21 protein-coding genes and 2 tRNA genes are annotated in these 19084 nt (G+C 64.5%); 12 read left to right on the top strand and 11 right to left on the bottom strand.

Annotated features, from left to right (window positions below):
• Window positions 1-71: 71 nt before the first annotated feature.
• Window positions 72-1019 carry a bile acid:sodium symporter family protein gene (locus PSm6_RS02920; RefSeq protein WP_021221382.1) on the bottom strand — a complete coding sequence of 316 codons (948 nt, stop codon included), beginning with the start codon at window positions 1017-1019 and terminating at the stop codon, window positions 72-74.
• A gap of 48 nt (window positions 1020-1067) precedes the next feature.
• A complete protein-coding gene (rdgC, locus tag PSm6_RS02915) occupies window positions 1068-1988 on the bottom strand; it encodes a recombination-associated protein RdgC (protein ID WP_021221381.1) in 921 nt (306 codons plus the stop codon).
• Between the two features lie 159 nt (window positions 1989-2147).
• Between rdgC and PSm6_RS02910 the strand changes: the two genes are divergently transcribed.
• The 7 genes from PSm6_RS02910 (at window position 2148) to PSm6_RS02880 (ending at window position 5414) form a co-directional block, all read left to right on the top strand.
• Window positions 2148-2223 (top strand) — tRNA-Val (locus PSm6_RS02910).
• A 15-nt stretch (window positions 2224-2238) separates the two neighbouring features.
• Window positions 2239-2315: transfer RNA gene (locus PSm6_RS02905), tRNA-Asp, on the top strand.
• A gap of 241 nt (window positions 2316-2556) precedes the next feature.
• Window positions 2557-3267: a BamJ family beta-barrel-assembly machinery protein gene (gene bamJ, locus PSm6_RS02900; RefSeq protein WP_031288412.1), complete on the top strand. Its 711-nt coding sequence runs from the start codon at window positions 2557-2559 to the stop codon at window positions 3265-3267.
• Between the two features lie 427 nt (window positions 3268-3694).
• On the top strand, window positions 3695-4132 hold the full coding sequence (locus PSm6_RS02895) for a YkvA family protein (protein ID WP_265170494.1): 438 nt from the start codon (window positions 3695-3697) through the stop codon (window positions 4130-4132).
• Between the two features lie 135 nt (window positions 4133-4267).
• Window positions 4268-4582 carry a helix-turn-helix domain-containing protein gene (locus PSm6_RS02890; RefSeq protein WP_021221315.1) on the top strand — a complete coding sequence of 105 codons (315 nt, stop codon included), beginning with the start codon at window positions 4268-4270 and terminating at the stop codon, window positions 4580-4582.
• Window positions 4579-4944, top strand: a complete 366-nt coding sequence (locus PSm6_RS02885; RefSeq protein WP_021221314.1) for a hypothetical protein — start codon at window positions 4579-4581, stop codon at window positions 4942-4944. The genes PSm6_RS02890 and PSm6_RS02885 overlap by 4 nt, the downstream gene beginning before the upstream one ends.
• On the top strand, window positions 4944-5414 hold the full coding sequence (locus PSm6_RS02880; RefSeq protein ID WP_021221313.1) for an SEL1-like repeat protein: 471 nt from the start codon (window positions 4944-4946) through the stop codon (window positions 5412-5414). The genes PSm6_RS02885 and PSm6_RS02880 overlap by 1 nt, the downstream gene beginning before the upstream one ends.
• A gap of 26 nt (window positions 5415-5440) precedes the next feature.
• Here the strand turns inward: PSm6_RS02880 and PSm6_RS02875 are convergent, their stop codons facing one another.
• Window positions 5441-7186, bottom strand: coding sequence for a bifunctional diguanylate cyclase/phosphodiesterase (locus PSm6_RS02875; protein ID WP_021221312.1), 1746 nt, complete (start codon window positions 7184-7186; stop codon window positions 5441-5443).
• A 93-nt stretch (window positions 7187-7279) separates the two neighbouring features.
• Window positions 7280-9364, bottom strand: coding sequence for a carboxy terminal-processing peptidase (locus PSm6_RS02870; RefSeq protein ID WP_021221311.1), 2085 nt, complete (start codon window positions 9362-9364; stop codon window positions 7280-7282).
• Window positions 9365-9492: 128 nt separating this feature from the next.
• Here PSm6_RS02870 and PSm6_RS02865 point away from each other — a divergent pair, with 128 nt between their 5' ends.
• From PSm6_RS02865 to ahpF, 3 genes are all read left to right on the top strand, one after another.
• The gene (locus PSm6_RS02865) at window positions 9493-10455 is read left to right on the top strand and encodes an NAD(P)H-quinone oxidoreductase (RefSeq protein ID WP_031288407.1); all 963 of its coding nucleotides are present in this window, start codon (window positions 9493-9495) and stop codon (window positions 10453-10455) included.
• Between the two features lie 178 nt (window positions 10456-10633).
• The gene (gene ahpC / locus PSm6_RS02860; protein WP_021221309.1) at window positions 10634-11197 is read left to right on the top strand and encodes an alkyl hydroperoxide reductase subunit C; all 564 of its coding nucleotides are present in this window, start codon (window positions 10634-10636) and stop codon (window positions 11195-11197) included.
• A 140-nt stretch (window positions 11198-11337) separates the two neighbouring features.
• On the top strand, window positions 11338-12894 hold the full coding sequence (gene ahpF / locus PSm6_RS02855; RefSeq protein ID WP_265169493.1) for an alkyl hydroperoxide reductase subunit F: 1557 nt from the start codon (window positions 11338-11340) through the stop codon (window positions 12892-12894).
• A 102-nt stretch (window positions 12895-12996) separates the two neighbouring features.
• Here ahpF and PSm6_RS02850 read toward each other — a convergent pair whose 3' ends face one another.
• Window positions 12997-13548 carry an RNA 2'-phosphotransferase gene (locus tag PSm6_RS02850; protein ID WP_265169492.1) on the bottom strand — a complete coding sequence of 184 codons (552 nt, stop codon included), beginning with the start codon at window positions 13546-13548 and terminating at the stop codon, window positions 12997-12999.
• 201 nt (window positions 13549-13749) lie between these two features.
• Here PSm6_RS02850 and PSm6_RS02845 point away from each other — a divergent pair, with 201 nt between their 5' ends.
• Window positions 13750-13932: a hypothetical protein gene (locus PSm6_RS02845; RefSeq protein ID WP_265169490.1), complete on the top strand. Its 183-nt coding sequence runs from the start codon at window positions 13750-13752 to the stop codon at window positions 13930-13932.
• 3 nt (window positions 13933-13935) lie between these two features.
• Here the strand turns inward: PSm6_RS02845 and PSm6_RS02840 are convergent, their stop codons facing one another.
• The gene (locus tag PSm6_RS02840) at window positions 13936-14328 is read right to left on the bottom strand and encodes a VOC family protein (protein ID WP_111260457.1); all 393 of its coding nucleotides are present in this window, start codon (window positions 14326-14328) and stop codon (window positions 13936-13938) included.
• Window positions 14329-14450: 122 nt separating this feature from the next.
• Between PSm6_RS02840 and PSm6_RS02835 the strand changes: the two genes are divergently transcribed.
• Complete coding sequence (locus PSm6_RS02835) at window positions 14451-14936, top strand: GNAT family N-acetyltransferase (protein ID WP_265169488.1); 486 nt, start codon at window positions 14451-14453, stop codon at window positions 14934-14936.
• A 63-nt stretch (window positions 14937-14999) separates the two neighbouring features.
• Here PSm6_RS02835 and PSm6_RS02830 read toward each other — a convergent pair whose 3' ends face one another.
• Genes PSm6_RS02830 through PSm6_RS02810 form a run of 5 tightly spaced genes read right to left on the bottom strand, consistent with a single transcriptional unit; the run spans window position 15000 to window position 19068 of the window.
• Window positions 15000-15653 (bottom strand): HAD family hydrolase, encoded by a 654-nt coding sequence (locus PSm6_RS02830; protein ID WP_265169487.1) that lies wholly within the window; start codon window positions 15651-15653, stop codon window positions 15000-15002.
• Complete coding sequence (locus tag PSm6_RS02825) at window positions 15653-16642, bottom strand: ABC transporter ATP-binding protein (protein ID WP_265169485.1); 990 nt, start codon at window positions 16640-16642, stop codon at window positions 15653-15655. Before PSm6_RS02825 ends, PSm6_RS02830 begins: the two co-directional genes overlap by 1 nt.
• On the bottom strand, window positions 16639-17436 hold the full coding sequence (locus PSm6_RS02820) for an ABC transporter permease (RefSeq protein WP_021221299.1): 798 nt from the start codon (window positions 17434-17436) through the stop codon (window positions 16639-16641). Before PSm6_RS02820 ends, PSm6_RS02825 begins: the two co-directional genes overlap by 4 nt.
• A complete protein-coding gene (locus tag PSm6_RS02815) occupies window positions 17423-18283 on the bottom strand; it encodes an ABC transporter permease (protein WP_043245477.1) in 861 nt (286 codons plus the stop codon). The genes PSm6_RS02820 and PSm6_RS02815 overlap by 14 nt, the downstream gene beginning before the upstream one ends.
• On the bottom strand, window positions 18262-19068 hold the full coding sequence (locus PSm6_RS02810; protein ID WP_021221297.1) for an alkaline phosphatase family protein: 807 nt from the start codon (window positions 19066-19068) through the stop codon (window positions 18262-18264). Before PSm6_RS02810 ends, PSm6_RS02815 begins: the two co-directional genes overlap by 22 nt.
• Between the last annotated feature and the right edge of the window lie 16 nt (window positions 19069-19084).

The following is a 19084-nucleotide window of genomic DNA, read 5'->3' as shown; positions in this document are numbered from 1 at the left end:
CTGCACTGCGCAGTATTTTGCACATCCTGGCCGCCCGGACAAGTTGCATGGGACGGGCGGCCTGACAGATGTCAGTCGGCGGGCTTGTCGGACTCATCCTTCATGCGCCGGAACAGCGCAGCGAGCAGGGAGCCCGAGAGGTTGTGCCAGACACTGAACAGGGCGCTTGGCACGGCCGCCAGGGGCGAGAAGTGGGCACTGGCCAGGGCGGCGCCGAGGCCGGAGTTCTGCATGCCCACCTCGATGGCGAGTGTCTTGCGCTGGGCCAGCGGCAGGCCGAAGACCTTGCCGGCGAGGTAACCCAGGGCCAGGCCGAGGCCGTTGTGCAGCACCACCACGGCCATGATCAGCAGGCCGGATTCGGCAATCTTCGCCTGGCTGGCGGCAACCACCGCCGCGACGATGACGACGATGCTCACCACCGAAACCAGTGGCAGGACCTCGACCAGGTGACGCACACGCACGCCGAGCAGGCGCTGGGCGATCAAACCGAGGGCGATGGGCAGCAGCACGACCTGAAGGATCGACATGAACAGTGCGCCGAACTGCACCGGTAGCCAGGCGGAGGCCAATAACCAGATCAGCGCCGGAGTCACCAGGGGAGCGAGCACGGTGGTGACGGCGGTGATGGCCACGGAGAGCGCCAGGTCGCCACGGGCGAACCAGGTCATCACGTTGGACGCGGTACCCCCGGGGCAGCAGCCCACCAGGATCACACCGACGGCCACTTCCGGCGGAAGGCGCAGTACCTGGCACAGCAGCCAGGCGAGCCCGGGCATGATCAGGAATTGGGCGAGCACGCCGATCAGCACGCGCAAGGGGCGGCGTGCGACTTCGCGGAAGTCTTCGGTCTTCAGGGTCAGGCCCATGCCGAACATGATCAGGCCGAGCAGCGGCACTATCCATTTCACCAGCGGCAGGAACCAGGCGGGTTGGTAGAACGCCAGCACGGCGAACAACAGGATCCAGAGGGCGAAGGTGTTGCCGACGAAGCGGCTCAGGGCGGCCAGTGCGCGCATGCTCGTTCCTTAGGGAGGGGCGCCCGGCATCTGCCGGGCGCGGGGGCGTCAGATACCTTGCGGGATCTCTTCGCCGCCGAGGGCGTCGATCAGTTGGGGCAGGAACTCCACCAGGGTCAGCATCATCAGGGTGAAGCTGGCGTCGAGCTGGCTCAGGGCGTCTTCGCCGCCGTCCTGCTCGGCCTTGTCCTGCAGCAGGTCTTCGAAGCGCAGGCGCTTGACCACCAGCTTGTCGTCGAGGATGAAGGACAGCTTGTCCTGCCACGCCAGGGACAGCTGGGTGACCAGCTTGCCGGAGGACAGGTGCAGCTGGATTTCGTCGCTGGTCAGGTCCTGGCGCTTGCAGCGCACCACGCCGCCGTCTTCGTCGGTGTCGCGCAGTTCGCACTCATCGAGCACGTAGAAGTCCTTGGCGGCTTCCTGGGTCTTGACCCACTCGGTGAGAGTGGCGGTGGGGGCGATCTTCACCGAGACCGGGCGCACGGGCAGGGAGCCGATGGCCTCGCGCAGGGTGGAGAGCAGGTCTTCGGCGCGCTTCGGGCTGGAGGCGTCGACCAGGATCAGGCCCTGGGCCGGGGCGATGGCGGCGAAGGTGGCGGACTTGCGGATGAAGGCGCGGGGCAGGAAGGTCTGGACGATCTCGTCCTTGAGCTGGTCGCGCTCCTTCTTGTAGACCTTGCGCATCTGCTCGGCTTCGATCTCGTCGACCTTCTCCTTCAGGGCGTCACGCACCACGCTGCCGGGGAGGATGCGTTCTTCCTTGCGCGCGGCCACCAGCAGGAAGCCTTCGCTGGAGTGGACGAGGGGCGCGTCGGGGCCTTTGCCGAAGGGGGCGATGAAGCCGTAGGTGGTCAGTTCCTGGCTGGCGCAGGAGCGGGCCGGCTTGGTGGCCAGGGCGGCTTCCAGGGCCTCGACGTCGAAGGGCACATCCTGGGTGAGGCGGTAGACGAGCAGGTTACGGAACCACATGGGGGAATTCTCTCCGGACACAAAGCGCGCATTATTCTCCCCCGGAGCACTCAGGCCAACCCTGAGCTAAGCCTTTGGAACGGCTAGCAAAATTTTTTTAAAAAGGGGCTTGCCAGGGTCGGGATACCACTCTAGAATGCGCCCCACTTCGAGAGTGAAGGGTGATTAGCTCAGCCGGGAGAGCATCTGCCTTACAAGCAGAGGGTCGGCGGTTCGATCCCGTCATCACCCACCAATCTTGCAGTAACGCGCAGCGGTAGTTCAGTCGGTTAGAATACCGGCCTGTCACGCCGGGGGTCGCGGGTTCGAGTCCCGTCCGCTGCGCCATATATAGAAAGCCCTCAGGTAGCGATACCTGGGGGCTTTTTCTTTGCCTGCGAAAAAGCCCCCTGACGTCCTGCCCCGCCTCTGCGAAAAAATGCTGGCAATTCATGCGTTTCTCGCCGCCCAGCGCTGAACTATTTGCCTGTTCTCCGATCCTATATGCCCATAGCCACTGGTCGCAGGGGCCTGCTAAGCTCGCAACTTCATAGAACATGCCATCACGGCGGACAGACAAGGAATCAGCATGAAACAACATCGGTTGGCAGCGGCTGTGGCTCTGGTGGGCCTGGTGCTCGCGGGCTGCGATTCGCAGACCAGCGTCGAGCTCAAGACTCCGGCACAGAAGGCCTCCTATGGCATCGGCCTGAACATGGGCAAGAGCCTGGCCCAGGAAGGCATGGACGATCTGGATTCCAAAGCTGTCGCCCAGGGCATCGAAGATGCCATCGGCAAGAAGGAACAGCGCCTGAAGGACGACGAGCTGGTTGAGGCCTTTGCCTTCCTGCAGAAGCGTGCCGAAGAGCGCATGACCAAGCTCAACGAGGAATCCGCCAAGGCGGGCAAGAAGTTCCTCGAAGAGAACGGCAAGCGTGAAGGCGTGACCACCACCGCCTCCGGCCTGCAGTATGAAATCGTCCAGGCTGCCAAAGGCGCTCAGCCCAAGGCCACCGACGTGGTGACCGTTCACTACGAAGGCAAGCTGACCGATGGCACCGTCTTCGACAGCTCCATCCAGCGTGGCAGCCCGATCGACCTGCCGGTCAACGGCGTGATCCCGGGTTGGGTCGAAGGCCTGCAACTGATGCACGTTGGCGAGAAGGTCAAACTGTATATCCCGAGCGAGCTGGCCTACGGCGAGCAGAGCCCGAGCCCGGCGATCCCGGCGAACTCCGTACTGGTGTTCGACCTGGAGCTGATCGGCATCAAGGACCCGGCTGCCGCTCCCCAGCAGTAAGCCGTTGTCTTTCGAGGCGCCCCGCATTGCGGGGCGTTTTCGTTTCTGCGGCCGGGGCCACTCTTTCGGATAGCCGCGCTGCGTTTCGGTAACCGGTTTTGCCGATGCGGTCACGGAGCGAACCTGGTGCTGACTGCCGGGTCTGAACGAAGGTGTTCCGGCATCCTGGTGTTACGGTTATGCACATGACCGAGTAACCACGGGACTTGTCACTGCGGTTTGCTGTCGCAGGCGCTGGTCGATTTTCAACCAGTTGATTTTGTTGGTGTTTTTAGCTTGGCCAAAAAATCGCCGATCTGTAGCGAAGCCGCGTGGCGCGGGCTTTTGCAGGTTGTCGGGATAAACTGCTAACAAGGTTATCCACAGCTTCTGTGGGTAACCGCCCATAGGCCCGCTCCCATGCGGTTTGCCGAGGAGCGACCATGAAATTACCCCGAATCTCGAGCGTTACCTGCCCATTGCACGGCGTTTCCTGGCGCGCGGAAGATTGCCTGCGCTGTTGCTGGCGGTGACCCGCAAGAGCGCGAAACAGAGCGGCCGCCTGGGGGCGGTGAAGGACGACCTGCAGGTGTTACTGGCCCTTTGCGTGGCGCGCCTGCGTGGCCAGTACCGTGACATCAGCCCCAAGGCGTTGCTCTCCATCGTTGCCGGGCTGGTGTACTTCCTCACCCCGGTGGATGCCATCCCAGATTGGGTGCTCGGTGTCGGCCTGATCGATGACCTCGGCGTGCTCGCCTGGGTGCTCAAGACCTGGAGCGCCGAGATCGACGCCTTCCGCCATTGGCGCGAGGCGCAAACGCCGGAAGTGAGCGCTTCCCTGGAGCGCATACCGGTTCGTGAAGAGGTGATCGACGAGGTGCTCTGAGACCGGCGAAGTGCAGGCGCACACGGGTTCACAGCTTGTTCACTGATGGCCCCCGGAGGCTGATTTGCCCTGTTAATATGGCGATCTGCAAGGAAAGTGCTGAAGCTGTCGGCACTGCTGTCCACGGGAGTTTCAATGAACGTGCAAGTGATCATGCGTGACGGTGAAGCAGAGTACGCAGTGTTGCCCTGGGCTGATTACCAGGCACTGCTACAGGCTGCCGGACAAGCCACCCAGGCGCCCAGCAGCGCCGCCGCCACCCCTGCTTTCTCGCAGCTCCAGGCATTGCGCGAGGCGCAGGGGCAGAGCCAGGAACAATTGGCCCGCGCCGTTGGCATCAGCCCGGTTTACCTGGCCCTGATCGAGAGCGGCGAGCGCGAGCCGGATACGGCCATCAAGCGCTCGCTGGCCCATATTCTGGGTGTCGCCGGTTGGGAGTCCGAATCTTGAGCGTGCGCATCAGCCGCCAGCACTGGCAGGCCTTGCTCGGTGAGCTCGAAGATGCGCGCCGCCAGCGCCACCTGCTGACCTATCGCGCGCTGGTGGAGCGTCTGCAACTCCCCACCCCCGCGATGCAGACCCTTACCGCTGCGCTGGAGCACCTGGCTGCACTGGATGCCCGGGCCGAACGCCCGCTGCGCAGCTCGCTGGTGATCAGCCAGGGCGCCAGCCGCCTGCCGCGCACCGGCTTCTTCGAATGCGTGATACGCCTGGGGCGTTTCCCCGGCCCTCCGGATGGCATCGCCGCGGCGTCCTGGCATGCCGCAGAAGTGGTCCGGGTATTCGAGTTCACTTACCCCGAGGAAGTCTGATGTTGCTGTGGAAGCTGCGGGCCCATGTCGGTTACCGGGTCGCCCGCTGGTTGCTGCGCTGGCCTTCGCTGGTCCGTCAGCCCCGTGCCTGGAACTGGATGCAGGGCCAGTACGCGCGCATGGCGAACCTCGGCGATGTGGCCGCGCAGAGCTTCTACGGTCATCTCCTGCTGCACCGTGGCCAGGGCTTCGGTGCTCGGGAGGAGGGCATCCGCATGCTGCGCCTGGCGGCCCGCGCCGGTGACGGTAAATCCGCCTACCAGCTCGGTGTGGTGGCCTTGGCGGGTGATACCCGTAACCCGCCGGACGCCGGTGAAGCCGCGTCCTGGTGGGTGATTGCCGAGGCCGCCGGGCACCCGTTGGCGGCCAAGCGCCTGGCCGACCTGTACCGTGATGGCGGGCCGGGCCTGGCACCCGACCCCGCCGCTGCCGAGCGTATGGCTGCCAGCGCCGTGCAACGGGGCTTCTGACCCACCGCCGATCGCCTTCTCTCGGATCAGACCGCGTCGATGATGTGCAGGCTATAGCCGGGCACTTCCTTGGCGTGGCGCTTGGCTTCCGAGGCGAGGGCGGCGAGCTGGCTGGCGTCCAGGTGGGCGCAGGCTTCGGCCCTTAGATTGACCACGCCGATGGACAGGGACAGAAGCGGGAATTCCTCGCGCTCGCCCCGGCGGTTGTGGGCGATGAAGCAGCCCGCTTGCAGGTGGTCGTTGCGGTAGAAGCGCCGGCACTGGCCCTGGAAATCCTCCAGCAGGTAGTTGAGCTTGGCGCGCCAGTCTTCCGAACCCAGCACCAGCATGAAGTCGTCGCCGCCGATATGGCCGACGAAGTCCCGCGCGGGGTCGACCCGTTCGTTCAGGCATTGCGCCAGGCACAGCAGTACTTCATCGCCCTTGGCATAGCCGTAGAGGTCGTTGAAGGGCTTGAAGCTGTCGATGTCCACATAGCAGACCATCGCCGGGCGGCCTTGCTGCAGCAGGCGCGCCAGGCACTGCTGGATGGGCACGTTGCCAGGCAGCAGGGTCAGCGGGTTGGCGTGGCGGGCCTGCTGGATCTTCATCTCGGTGATCAGCTTGAGCACATCGATCACCCGGCCCAGGCCCAGGTAGCGGCCTTCGGAAACGATGATGAAGTCTTCCTCGATACGCTGGCGCGCGCGACTGGTGAGCAGGCGGCTGACCCGCTGCAAGGACTGGCTCAGCTCCACTGCAAGGAAGTCGTCGCTCATCAGCCGGCTGATGGGCTTGCGGGCGAACAGGTCAGTGGCAAAGGGCTTGAGCAGGGCATCGGAAAGCAGGTGGCGATGGACGATGCCCACCGGTTGCTGCTGGGCGTCGATCACCGCCAGGGAGTTGAGGTTGGCCTGGGCGCGGAAGGCTTCCAGGACCACGGCGATGGGGGTGTTCTGGTCCACCGCTGCCTGTTCGTTGAGCAGGGCTTGCAGATCGGAGCCATCGTCGGCGAGGGGGCTGGTGCTTTCCAGTTGCGGCAGCAGCGGTCGGGCATCCCGAGGTGGCTGCTCCTGGGGGCGGCAGAGCAGGTAGCCCTGGACCAGGTCCAGGCCCATTTCGGCGAGTACTGCGAGTTCTTCAGGCAGTTCGATGCCTTCGGCGATCACCTGCGCTCGCGAGGCCTTGGCCATCTTGAGGATGGAGCCGACGAATTCGCGCTTCACCGCGTCCTGGTGGATGCCGTCGATAAAGTGGCGGTCGATCTTCACGTAATCGGGGCGCAGCTCCGACCACAGGCGTAGGCTGGAGTAGCCGGCGCCCAGGTCATCCAGGGCGATGGAGAAGCCCATGGCGCGATAGTGGTGCAGGGCAGTGTCCAGCAGGCCGAAGTCCTCGGTGGGGGCGTGCTCGGTCAGCTCGATTACCACTTGGCTGGGCGGGATGCCGAAGGACTGCAGCAGTTGCAGGGTACGACCGGGCTGGTGAGCCGGGTCGAGCAGGGATTCGGGGGACACGTTGAGGAACAGCTTGCCGTCGAGCTTCAGCTCATGGAAGCGCGTGCACGCGCGTTTGCGGCAGGCCATTTCCAGCTCGCTGAGGCGCCCCGCATGGCGGGCGACGGCGAACAGGGTGACGGGGGAGTGCAGGGGGCTGTTGGAGGGGCCTCGGGTGAGGGCCTCGTACCCCAGGATGCGGCGTTCGGAAAGCGAGATGATCGGCTGGAAAAGGCTGTTCAGGTCGCCGTGAGCGAGGATCTGGCCCAAGGCGCTCAACTGCTCGGTGACTGTCATGTTGGCTCTCGTGAATGCGGCTCAAAAGCAAAGGGGCCGCATCAGCGGCCCCTGCATTTCACGACAGTTTCGTGACGTTCTGATGACGTTCGATCAGTGCTTGGCGACCGTCGAATTCAGACCCAGGTAGTCGAGCAGGATCTGCCCGGTCTCGGTCAGGTAGGCGTCGTCTTCCGGCTTGGTCTTGTCATCGTCCAGCGGCAGCGCGTCCTCGTCTTCCTTCTTCAGTTCCTTCAGCGGCTCCTCACCCTTGCCCTTGCGACGGGTGTTTTCCATCGCCAGTTGCTTGGCTTCGATATCGGCCTGCTGGGCGCGACGCTTGGCCTCGTTGAGGGTGATGGTGGTTTCCTTCATCAGCTTCTGGGCCAGGGCCAGGCGCTCGCGGCTGTAGACGAAGTCGGGATTGTGCGCGGTGCGCGAATCGTGACGGGCCTTGAGTTCGGAGAGGAAGGGCTTGAAGGGGTCGACCTCGGGCTTGATGGCCGGGCGGATGCTGTCCCAGGGCATGGCCTCGGGCAGCGCGCTTTCGCCGATTTCCTTGGTGTCGACCACCGAGGGGTACTCGATGTCCGGGATCACGCCCTGGTGCTGGGTGCTCTGGCCGGAGACGCGGTAGAACTTGGCCAGGGTCAGCTTCAGCTCACCGTGGTTGAGCGGCTGGATGGTCTGCACGGTGCCCTTGCCGAAGGTCTGGCCACCGATGATCAGCGCACGGTGATAGTCCTGCATGGCGCCGGCGAAGATCTCCGAGGCCGAGGCGGACAGGCGATTGACCAGCACGGCCATCGGGCCCTTGTAGAAGATGCCGGTGTTCTCGTCGGCCAGCACGTCGACACGGCCGTCGCTGTTGCGTACCAGCACGGTCGGGCCCTGGTCGATGAACAGGCCGGTCAGCTCGGTGGCTTCCTGCAGGGAGCCGCCGCCGTTGTTGCGCAGGTCGATGACCACGCCGTCGACCTTCTCCTTCTGCAGCTCGCCGAGCAGCTTCTTCACGTCGCGGGTGGTGCTCTTGTACTCGGGATCACCGGCGCGGAAGGCCTTGAAGTCGAGGTAGAAGGCCGGCACTTCGATCACGCCGAGCTTGAAGGTGTGGCCTTCATGTTCGAGGTTGAGCACGGACTTCTTCGCGGCCTGCTCTTCGAGCTTCACCGCCTCGCGGGTGATGGAGACGATCTTGCTGCTCTGGTCGTTGGGCGCGTTGTTCGCGGGGACCACTTCCAGGCGCACCACCGAGCCTTTCGGGCCACGGATCAGCTTGACCACTTCGTCCAGGCGCCAGCCGATAACATCAACCATCTCGCCCGTGCCCTGGGCGACGCCGACGATCTTGTCGGCCGGGGCGATCTGCTTGCTCTTCTCGGCAGGGCCGGCAGGCACCAGGCGCACCACCTTGACGTGCTCGTTGTCGCTCTGCAGCACCGCACCGATGCCTTCCAGCGACAGGCTCATGTTGATGTCGAAGTTCTCCGCGTTATCCGGGGAGAGGTACTGGGTGTGCGGGTCGTAGGTCTGTGCGAAGGCGTTGATATAGGCCTGGAACACGTCCTCGCCACGGGTCTGCTCGAGGCGCGAAAGCTGGTTTTTGTAGCGTTTGACCAGCAGTTCCTGGATCGCCTTCGGCTCTTTATTGGCGATCTTCAGGCGCAGTACCTCGTCCTTCACGCGCTTGCGCCAAAGGTCGTCGAGGGCGGCGCTGTCCTTGGCCCAGGTGGCCTTCTCGCGGTCGGTCTCGAGGCTTTCGTCGGCGCTGAAGTCGATCTTGTCCACGCCCTTGTCGAGCATCGCCAGGGCGAAGTCCAGGCGTTCCTTGAGACGGTCGAGATGACGCTTGTAGATGGTGAAGCCCGGGTCCAGGTCGCCGCTTTTGAGGAAGTCGTCGAACTGGGTTTTCCACTGGTTGAATTCGGCGATGTCGCCGGCGGTGAAATACATCTTCGCCGGGTCGAGAAGCTTGAGGTAGCCCTCGTAGATCTTCACCGAGCGCTCATCGTTGAGTGGCGGCTTGTTGTAGTGATGGCGCTTGAGCAGCTCCACCACATTGAGGCTGGCTATCACCTGCTCACGGTCGGGCTGGATGGAGTCCCAGCTGTCGCTTGCCGAGGTGGTGGACGCATGCAGCGGCAGAACGCTGATGCTGAATACAAACGCAAGGGCGGAGCAGATCAGTGAACGCTTCATGCTTATTCGACGTCGGGGGAGGTGATAACGCATATTAGGCCGTATTTGAGGGCGCCGGGTTCCATCGGCGCAAAGCAAAAGCCCGGCGGTCAGCCGCCGGGCGAGTCCTGGGTCACTATGGAGGCAGCGTGAAAGCATTGCAAGGCGTGGAAGGGCGCGTGGAATGGGCTGAATACCCCATTCCTGACTGTGATGTGGGGCAGGTCCGCATTCGTGTGGCGGCCGCGGGATTGAACCGCGCCGATCTGTTGCAGGCGGCGGGGCATTACCCTCCGCCTCCCGGTGCGAGCGACATCATCGGCCTTGAATGTTCGGGCGTGATTACCGAAGTGGGGGCGGGTGCGGCGTGGCAGGTGGGCGATCGTGTCTGCGCGCTGCTGGCTGGTGGCGGCATGGCCGAAGAGGTGGTGGTGGATGCCGGTCACGTGCTGCCGGTGCCCGAAGGCCTCAGCCTGGCGGAGGGGGCTGCGCTGCCGGAGGTGTACGCCACCGCCTGGCTCAACCTGTTCCAGCTGGCCGGCCTGAAGCCCGGTGAGAAGGTGCTGTTGCACGCAGGGGCCAGCGGCGTCGGCTCCGCCGCCATCCAGCTGTGCAAGGCCTTTGGCAGCCCGGTCTGGGTCAGCGTCGGTTCCGCTGAACGCCTGGCCTATTGCGAGGGCCTCGGCGCCCAGGGCGGCGCACTGCGCGGCGAAACGCTGGAGAGCCTGCGTGACTTCGGCCCGTTCGACGTGATCCTCGACCCGGTCGGTGGTAACTACGCCGCGCTCAACCTCGACTTGCTGGCCCGTGATGGCCGCTGGGTGAATATCGGCCTCATGGGCGGCCGCAAGGCCGAGCTGGATATGGCCTTGGTGCTGGGCAAGCGCATCCAGCTGATCGGCTCGACCCTGCGCAACCGCGACGACGCCTTCAAGGCCGACCTGCTGCGTGATCTTGGCCAGCATGCCTGGCCGCTGTTCGCCGAAGGCCGCCTGAAGCCGCAACTGGAACAAAGCTTCGCGGCCAAGGACGTGGAAGCCGCCTTCGCCGCTCTGAACAGTAACCAGGTGTCGGGTAAAGTGGTTGTCGTACTGGACGAATCCCTCGTCTAGTTTCCTTTCGATACCTTGCGTGACAGGCTGGAAGGCCCGTGGCTACTGGGCTTCAGAGCGATATAGGAAATCAATGAGGTCGATTCCTTCAATCAATAAGCTCTTTACAGCGCAACCACCTAGTATTCGTCTGGTAAATTTCTCAACCCACACTTCCAACTCATAAGAGGTCCACTCGATGTCTCTGATCAACACCGCAGTTCAACCTTTCAAGGTCAACGCTTTCCACAACGGCAAGTTCATCGAAGTCACCGAAGAATCCCTCAAGGGCAAGTGGTCGGTCCTGATCTTCATGCCGGCAGCCTTCACCTTCAACTGCCCCACCGAGATCGAAGACGCCGCCAACAACTACGGCGAGTTCCAGAAGGCCGGTACCGAGGTCTACATCGTGACCACCGATACCCACTTCTCCCACAAGGTTTGGCACGAGACTTCCCCGGCAGTGGGCAAGGCTCAGTTCCCGCTGATCGGTGACCCGACCCACCAGCTGACCAACGCCTTCGGCGTGCACATCCCGGAAGAAGGCCTGGCCCTGCGCGGCACCTTCGTGATCAACCCGGAAGGCATCATCAAGACCGTTGAGATCCACTCCAACGAAATCGCTCGTGACGTCGGCGAGACCCTGCGCAAGCTGAAAGCTGCCCAGTACACCGCTGCCCACCCGGGCGAAGTCTGCCCGGCCAAGTGGAAGGAAGGCGAGAAGACCCTCGCTCCGTCCCTGGACCTGGTTGGCAAGATCTAAGCTAGAAAACGCAGTACCTCCCCCCGGTGGTCGGCCTCATGCCGACCACCCTGCAAAAAGCCCGAATCCGAGCGAGCAGGGCGGACGCGCATGCGTCCGCCGCGGGGTCCCCTTTGCCCGAAACAAGCAGGAGCCGAATCATGTTGGACGACAATCTTAAAACCCAGTTGAAGGCCTATCTGGAAAAGGTCACCCAGCCGTTCGAGATCGTCGCGTCCCTCGATGACAGCGACAAATCCAAGGAGCTGCGCGACCTGCTGCACGACATCGTCGGCCTGACCGACAAGATCACCCTGCGCGAAGACGGTGGCGATGCCCGCACGCCTTCCTTCTCGCTGGAACGCCCCGGTGCGGATATCAGCCTGCGTTTCGCCGGCATCCCCATGGGCCACGAATTCACCTCCCTGGTGCTGGCACTGCTGCAGGTCGGCGGCCACCCCTCCAAGCTCGAAGCCGATGTGATCGAGCAGGTGAAGGGCATCCAGGGCGAGTTCAACTTCGAAACCTATTTCTCGCTGTCCTGCCAGAACTGCCCGGACGTGGTCCAGGCGCTGAACCTGATGGCCGTGCTCAACCCCAACATCCGTCACGTCGCCATCGATGGCGCGCTGTTCCAGGATGAAGTCGAGCAGCGCCAGATCATGTCGGTGCCGAGCATCTACCTGAACGGCGAGCTGTTCAGCCAGGGCCGCATGGGCGTGGAAGAGATCCTCGCCAAGATCGACACCGGCGCTTCCGCCCGTGATGCCGAGAAGCTCAATGCCAAGGATGCCTTCGACGTCCTGGTGATCGGTGGTGGTCCGGCCGGTGCCTCGGCTGCCATCTACGCCGCCCGCAAGGGCATCCGTACTGGCGTCGCGGCCGAGCGTTTCGGCGGCCAGGTGCTGGACACCATGGCCATCGAGAACTTCATCTCCGTGCAGGAGACCGAAGGCCCGAAACTGGCCCGCGCGCTGGAAGAGCACGTCAAGCAATACGACGTCGACATCATGAACCTGCAGCGTGCCAGCCAGCTGATCCCGGCCAAGGCCGAAGGCGAGCTGCATGAAGTGAAGTTCGAGAGCGGTGCCAGCCTCAAGGCCAAGACCGTGATCCTCTCCACCGGTGCCCGCTGGCGCGAAATGAACGTACCCGGCGAGCAGGAATACCGCGGCCGTGGCGTTGCCTACTGCCCGCACTGCGACGGCCCGCTGTTCAAGGGCAAGCGCGTGGCGGTGATCGGTGGCGGCAACTCCGGTGTGGAAGCGGCCATCGACCTGGCCGGCATCGTCGCCCATGTCACCCTGATCGAGTTCGACAGCCAGCTGCGTGCCGACGCCGTGCTGCAGAAGAAACTGCGCAGCCTCGGCAACGTCGACATCATCACCAGCGCGCTGACCAGCGAAGTGAAGGGCGATGGCCAGAAGGTCACCGGCCTCACCTACAAGGACCGCAACTCCGACGAGTTCAAGGCCCTGGAACTGGAAGGCATCTTCGTGCAGATCGGCCTGCTGCCCAACAGCGATTGGCTCAAAGGCACCGTCGAGCTGAGCCAGCGTGGCGAGATCATCGTCGACGCCCGTGGCGAGACCTCGCTGCCCGGTGTGTTCGCTGCCGGTGACGTGACCACCGTGCCTTACAAGCAGATCGTGATTGCGGTGGGTGAGGGTGCCAAGGCCTCCCTGAGCGCCTTCGACCACCTGATCCGCACCACCTGATTCACCCTGCTCCAACAACAAAGGCAGCCCTCGGGCTGCCTTTTTTCATGGCCGTTCTGACCTTGTAGCCCGGGCTTCAGCCCGGGGAGAGTGCCCTGCCGCTCACCCCTCCCGCTTCAGGTAATCCACCGGCACCCGCGCGGTCAGCCACACGCCGTTCTCCGCCTGGTGGAATTCGAAACCGTCCTCGTGCATGGCGCTGGCCGCGATCTCGAGGATCACCGGCTCGCCATAGCGCTCGCCCACCTGGGTGGCGGTTTCGCGGTCTTCGGAGAGGTGCACGTGGTGGCGAGAGCCGGCGATCAGACCCTTCTGCAGGATGCTGTCGACAAAGCGGCTGGCGGTGCCGTGGAACAGCCGCTGCGGCGGCACCACGGCGTCGTACTGGCGCTGCACCGAGGCGGTCGAGTGGCCTTGTACCGCGCGGATGCGCCGGCCGTCCTCGGAAATGGCGAAGCGCTTCTTGTCGTTGTTCGCCACCACGCGGCGGATCGCCCGCTCATCGAGTTCCTTGCCCGTGCGTGCGGCACCGGTGATCAGCGCCTCGATATCGGCCCAGCCTTCGCTGTCCAGCTGCAAGCCGATGGCCTCGGGTTTGTGCCTCAGTACAAAGCTGAGGAAGCGGCTTATCTCGACATCCGGTCCGTTGCTCATGGTGAGCTCCTGCATCCTGCGCGATTGAGGGGCAGATTCTGCCACGACGGCACGACCGACCAAATACCTCGAACCTTCATCGGCCAGCTCCCTCACAACTCCTGACGACCACGAAACCACGAGGTGGAACATGCCCGTCAAACATGACCCGAGCCAGGGCATCGGCCTCTCTGAAGTACGGCACCTGAGGGAGGACGCGCCATGATCGACAGGGACCCCAGCGTTACCGAGGACGGCGAGCTGCCCGAGATCACCCCCGACGAGGAAGCGGAGAACCAGGCCGAGGTGGAGCGCCTGCAGAAACCACGCGACCCCGAGCCCGATCTGCGACCACGCCATCACCAGCCGGAACTGCCCGGCGAGGGCGACAATACGGTGCCTTGAGCGTCACTCGGCCCGGTGGCAGCACACGCACAGCTTGTTGCCATCCGGGTCGCGGAAATAGGCGCCGTAGTAGTCGGGGTGATAGTGCGGCCGCAGGCCTGGTGCTCCTTCGCACTGGCCGCCATTGGCCAGTGCCAGCGCGTGGCAGCGGTCGACGCTGGCGCGGTCCGGCGCCAGCAGGGCGACCATCTGGCCATTGCCCACGGTCGCCGCCTCGCCATCGAACGGCGCGCCCAGCACCAGCAACGGGCGCGGTGCATCCGCCGGCATCCAGCCCGCCCAGGGGCGGGACGGGTCGCAGAATTTCTGCGGCAGTCCCAGTGCCTCCATCAGTGGCGTGTAGAAGGCCAGGGCACGGGGGAAATCGTTGGTACCGATGCAGACGTGGGACAGCATGAGCGACTCTCCTGGGCGGCTACGAACGCCGATTATGCTCGGCCCTCTTTCTTGCCGGCCAGCCGGCGCCTAGCATGTCCGCCTTCGCGCCTCGGCGCCAACACCCCCTGAAAGGAACTCCCGTGAGCCTGCATATCCGCGATGCCGTGCGCAGCGATGCCCGCCAGATTCTCGCCTTCATCACCGAACTGGCCATCTACGAGAAGGCCGAACACGAAGTCATCGCCACCGTTGCCGACATCGAGCAGAGCCTGTTCGAGGGCGACACCCCGGCCCGTGCGCTGATCTGCGAGCTGGACGGCACGCCCATCGGGTTCGCCGTGTATTTCTACAGCTACTCCACCTGGCTGGGCCGCAAGGGGATGTACCTGGAAGACCTCTACGTTTCCCCCCAGCAACGCGGCGTCGGCGCCGGCAAGGTGCTGTTGCGCCATCTCGCGCGCCTGGCCTGCGACAGCGGCTGCGGCCGCCTGGAATGGAGCGTGCTGGACTGGAACGAACCCGCCATCCAGTTCTACCAATCCATCGGCGCCAGCCCCCAGGACGAGTGGGTGCGCTACCGCATGGCCGGTGACGAGCTCAAGGCCTTCGCCCACGGCGATAGCTGAGTCCTCGGCAAACCAGGCACGCGGGTTTCACCCGCCCTACGGCATGTCGCAGGGCGGGGTGACTCAACGCCAGTCGAGGATCGGCCAGCCGGCCTGTTCGGCGTGTTCGCGCAGGGCCGGGTCGGGGTTGACCACGCGGGGGTTGCTGACCAGCTTGAGCAGCGGCAGGTCGTTGCGCGAGTCGGAGTAGAAGTAGGCGCCGTCGAGGCTTTCACCTTCGGCCTCGAGCCAGGCGTGCAGGCGGGTGACCTTGCCCTCGCGGTAGGTGAGCACGCCGCGGGTGTTGCCGCTGTAATGCCCGTGCTGCTCTTCCAGGTCGATGGCCAGTACTTCGTCGATCTTCAGGCGCTCTGCGATGGCGCTGACCAGGAAGTGCGCAGAGGCGGAGATCACCAGGATGCGGTCGCCGGCTTCGCGGTGGCTGGCCAGGCAGCGGGTGGCGTCGCTGTGGAAGATGGGTTCGATCACGTCCTCGACGAAGGGCTCGACGACGAAGGCCACTTCCTCCGGCGTGCGGCCCACCAGGGGCGAGAGGCTGAAGGCCATGTAGTCCTCCATCGCCAGCTTGCCTTCGGCATAGAGCGCCATGAGTTCGTGGTCCTTCCTGACGAAGGATTCACCGTCCACCCAGCCGATGGCGGCCATGTGTTCGCTCCACAGGCTGGCGCAGTCGCCGTCGATGAGGGTGTCGTCGAGATCGAAGATCGCCAGGGTCATCACGCCACCTCCCGGATTGCGTTGTCGTCGATGGACAGGCCGATGCGCTGGCCCTTGCCATGCAGGTCGTCGGCGCTGCGGTTGAGCACGTCCACCACCAGTTCCACACCCCGTGCTTCCACACGGTAGCGGATGACGTTGCCCAGCAGGCTGTGGCTGCGCACCTCAGCCTCGATGGCGCCGTCGCTGCTCAGCGAGATGGCTTCCGGGCGGATGGCGATGCGGCTGGCCACCGGGCGCGCCAGCAGGCGTGCGGCGTCCTCGGCCTCGAGCAGGTTGTAGTTGCCGATGAAGCCGGCGGCGAAGGCGTCCACCGGGGCGGTGTAGAGGGTCTCGGCGTCGCCGCTCTGGACGATGCGCCCGGCGTTCATCAGGAAGATGCGGTCGGACATGGTCAGCGCCTCCTCCTGGTCGTGGGTGACGAAGAGGGTGGTCAGCCCCAGCTCCTGCTGGATGCTGCGGATCTGTTCGCGCAGGTGCTTGCGGATGCGCGCGTCGAGGGCCGAGAGCGGCTCGTCGAGCAGCAGCAGGCGCGGGCGGGTGACCAGGGAGCGGGCCAGGGCCACGCGCTGGCACTGGCCACCGGAGAGCTGGTGCGGGTAGCGGTCGGCGTACGTGTCCAGCTCGACCATGGCCAGGGCTTCCTGCACGCGGCGGGCGCTTTCTTCCTTGCTGGCCTTCTGCATGCGCAGGCCGAAGGCGACGTTCTGCGCGGCGGTCATGTTGGGGAACAGCGCATAGCTCTGGAACACCATGCCGATGCCGCGCTTCTGCGGTGCCAGCGGCACCAGGTCCTGGCCGTCGAGGACGATCTTGCCGCCATTGACCTCGGTGAGCCCGGCGATGCAGCGCAGCAGGGTGGATTTGCCGCAGCCGGAAGGGCCGAGGAGGGTGACGAATTCACCCTTGCCGATCTCGCAGTTGATGTCGCTGAAGATCGAGGTGGCGGCATAGCTTTTGTGCAGCCCCTGAATGCTCAGAAAACTCATGATTTGTCCTTGTTCAGGCGGTTGGCTGCCCAGGTGAACAGCAGCACGAAGAAGAAGTAGGAGATCACCAGGGCGCTGTTGAAGTGGCCGCTGCTGTTCTTCATGTTGTTCAGGTAGACCTGCAGGGTTTCGTAGCGCGTGCCCACCAGCAGGTTGGCGAAGACGAACTCGCCGAAGAGGAAGGAGAACGACAGGAATAGCGAAACCATCAGGCCCTTGCGCAGGTTGGGCAGCACCACCAGCAGAGCGGCCTTCCAGGTGCTGGCGCCGAGCAGGTGGGCGGCGTCCATCAGGTCACGCAGGTTGATCGCCTGCAGGTTGTTGGTGATGGCCCGGTACATGAACGGCAGCGCCACGGTGAAGTAGCAGCCGATCAGGATCCACGGTGTACCGACCATGGCCAGCGGGCCGGAGCCATAGAGCTGCAGCAGGCCCACCGAAGACACCACCGGCGGCACCGCGAAGGGCAGCAGGATGAGGATGTTCATCAGCGCGTCCAGCTTGGGGAAGTGGTAGTGCACCACGAACAGCAGCGGCAGGATCAGCACCACCGACAGCGCCAGGGCGCCGAAGCACACCAGCAGCGATTGGCCGAAGGCGTTGAGGAAGCGGGCATCGCTCCACAGCGCCAGGTACCACTTGAAGGTCAGGCCATCGGGGAGGATGGACGCCGACCAACTGGTGGACAGCGAATAGAGCAGGGTGCCGGCCAGGGGCAGCAGCAGGATCAGGAACAGCAGCCAGACCACGATGCGGTGGTAGAGGCTGGCGACCGGGGCTTCAGCGCGCGACATGGTAGCTCCTCTTCAGCAGCCACTGGTGGACCACGGTGATCAGCGCCATCAGGCCCACCAGCACCATGGCCAGGGCGCTGGCGAGGTTGGGATTGAGGGCGATGTCGCCGGCGACCATGGCGGCGATGCGGATCGGCAGCACGTTGAAGTTGCCGGTGGTCAGGGCGTAGACGGTGGCGTAGGCGCCCAGGGCGTTGGCCAGCAGGATGATGAAGGTGCCCAGCAGCGCGGGGGTCAGCACCGGCAGGCCGATGTGCCGCCAGAAGTCCCAGGTGCTGGCGCCGAGCAGCGAGGCGGATTCGCGCCAGTCCGCGCGCAGGGCGTCGAAGGCGGGGTAGAGCAGCAGCACGCCGAGGGGGATCTGGAAGTAGGTGTAGAGCACGATCAGGCCGGTCTTGGAGTAGAGGTTGAAGTCCTCGATCAGCCCGCTCTGTTTGAGCAGCAGGGTCAGTGCACCGTTGAAGCCCAGGAGGATGACGAAGGCGAAGGCCAGGGGCACGCCGGCGAAGTTGCTGGTCATGTTGGAAAAGGCCATGACGAAGTCGCGCAGGCGGCTGTCCACCTGGCGCAGCGAGTAGCTGCCGAGGATGGCGATGAAGATGCCGATCAGGCTCGACCAGAAGGCGATCTGCAGGCTGTGCTTGATCGCCTGCAGGTAGAACTTGGAGGCGAACACCTTGGCGTAGTTGCCCAGGCCCCAGCCTTCGGGGCTGTTCAGGCTATTGATCGCCACCCAGGCCAGCGGCGCGATCTGGAAGGCGATGAAGAAAATGGCGAATGGCAGCAGGCACAGCAGCGCCAGCCATTTGCCGCGGTTGGCTGAATTCACTTCAACAGCTCCCGGCATACAGGTTTGTCGTGGGGCACGCCCAGCAGTTCGCACAGGGTGCCGCAAAGGTCGGTCTGCTTCGGCTGCGCATAGCCGTCGAGGCTGAAGGCGTCGCCGAGGACGAACAGCGGCACTTCGCGCTCTTCGGTGAGCAGGCCGTTGTGCGAACGGTCGTTGTTCATGCCGTGGTCGGCGGTCACCAGCACCTGGTAGCCGGCATCGAGCCAGCGCTGCAGGTACTCGGCGAGGATGATGTCGGCGACCCGCGCGCTGTTGCGGTATTGCGGCGTGTCGAGGCCGTGCTTGTGGCCGGCGTCGTCGATGTTCATCGGGTGCACCAGGAGGAAGTCCGGCGCGTGGCGCAGGCGCAGGCTCTCGGCATCGGCGAACAGGTGCGCGTCCGGGTAGTGGTCGGCCCAGTAGAAGTGGCCATGCTGGATGGGCAGTTCGGGCGCCTCGGTGTGGCGGTCGCGGGCGGCGTCGAAGGGCGAGCGGTTATACAGCTCGCTGAACCAGTGGTAGGCCGCAGCGGCGGTGGTCAGCCCGGCATCGCGGGCGTAGTGGAACACGCTGCGCTGGTTGGACAGGCGCGAGACGTCGTTGTGCACGATGCCGCTGTCGATCGGCGGCACCCCGCTGAGAATGCATTCGTAGAGGGGGCGGGACAGCGCCGGTAGCTCGCACTCCAGTTTGTACAGCGCAGCACGGCCGGCGGCGCAATAAGCCTGGAGGTGGCCCATGGCGTGTTGTGCGACGCCGTAGTTGAGGCCGTCCAGCAGGACCAGGATTGCTTTGTGCTTCATGAGCTGGCACCCAGAT

The organism is Pseudomonas solani (assembly GCF_026072635.1).
GTDB classification, from domain to species: Bacteria; Pseudomonadota; Gammaproteobacteria; order Pseudomonadales; family Pseudomonadaceae; genus Metapseudomonas; species Metapseudomonas solani.
The sequence above is the reverse complement of the archived record's forward strand: the minus strand, read 5'-3'. Positions and strand labels throughout refer to the sequence as shown.

Coding starts and splice junctions, on each gene's coding strand:
- PSm6_RS02810 (WP_021221297.1), bottom strand. CDS start 19,068: ATGAAGCACAAAGCAATCCTGGTCCTGCTGGACGGCCTCAACTACGGC.
- PSm6_RS02850 (WP_265169492.1), bottom strand. CDS start 13,548: ATGAGCAACGGACCGGATGTCGAGATAAGCCGCTTCCTCAGCTTTGTA.
- PSm6_RS02875 (WP_021221312.1), bottom strand. CDS start 7,186: ATGACAGTCACCGAGCAGTTGAGCGCCTTGGGCCAGATCCTCGCTCAC.
- PSm6_RS02890 (WP_021221315.1), top strand. CDS start 4,268: ATGAACGTGCAAGTGATCATGCGTGACGGTGAAGCAGAGTACGCAGTG.
- PSm6_RS02820 (WP_021221299.1), bottom strand. CDS start 17,436: ATGTCGCGCGCTGAAGCCCCGGTCGCCAGCCTCTACCACCGCATCGTG.
- PSm6_RS02830 (WP_265169487.1), bottom strand. CDS start 15,653: ATGACCCTGGCGATCTTCGATCTCGACGACACCCTCATCGACGGCGAC.
- ahpF (WP_265169493.1), top strand. CDS start 11,338: ATGTTGGACGACAATCTTAAAACCCAGTTGAAGGCCTATCTGGAAAAG.
- PSm6_RS02870 (WP_021221311.1), bottom strand. CDS start 9,364: ATGAAGCGTTCACTGATCTGCTCCGCCCTTGCGTTTGTATTCAGCATC.
- PSm6_RS02840 (WP_111260457.1), bottom strand. CDS start 14,328: ATGCTGTCCCACGTCTGCATCGGTACCAACGATTTCCCCCGTGCCCTG.
- PSm6_RS02845 (WP_265169490.1), top strand. CDS start 13,750: ATGATCGACAGGGACCCCAGCGTTACCGAGGACGGCGAGCTGCCCGAG.
- PSm6_RS02880 (WP_021221313.1), top strand. CDS start 4,944: ATGTTGCTGTGGAAGCTGCGGGCCCATGTCGGTTACCGGGTCGCCCGC.
- bamJ (WP_031288412.1), top strand. CDS start 2,557: ATGAAACAACATCGGTTGGCAGCGGCTGTGGCTCTGGTGGGCCTGGTG.
- PSm6_RS02815 (WP_043245477.1), bottom strand. CDS start 18,283: ATGCCGGGAGCTGTTGAAGTGAATTCAGCCAACCGCGGCAAATGGCTG.
- rdgC (WP_021221381.1), bottom strand. CDS start 1,988: ATGTGGTTCCGTAACCTGCTCGTCTACCGCCTCACCCAGGATGTGCCC.
- ahpC (WP_021221309.1), top strand. CDS start 10,634: ATGTCTCTGATCAACACCGCAGTTCAACCTTTCAAGGTCAACGCTTTC.
- PSm6_RS02920 (WP_021221382.1), bottom strand. CDS start 1,019: ATGCGCGCACTGGCCGCCCTGAGCCGCTTCGTCGGCAACACCTTCGCC.
- PSm6_RS02825 (WP_265169485.1), bottom strand. CDS start 16,642: ATGAGTTTTCTGAGCATTCAGGGGCTGCACAAAAGCTATGCCGCCACC.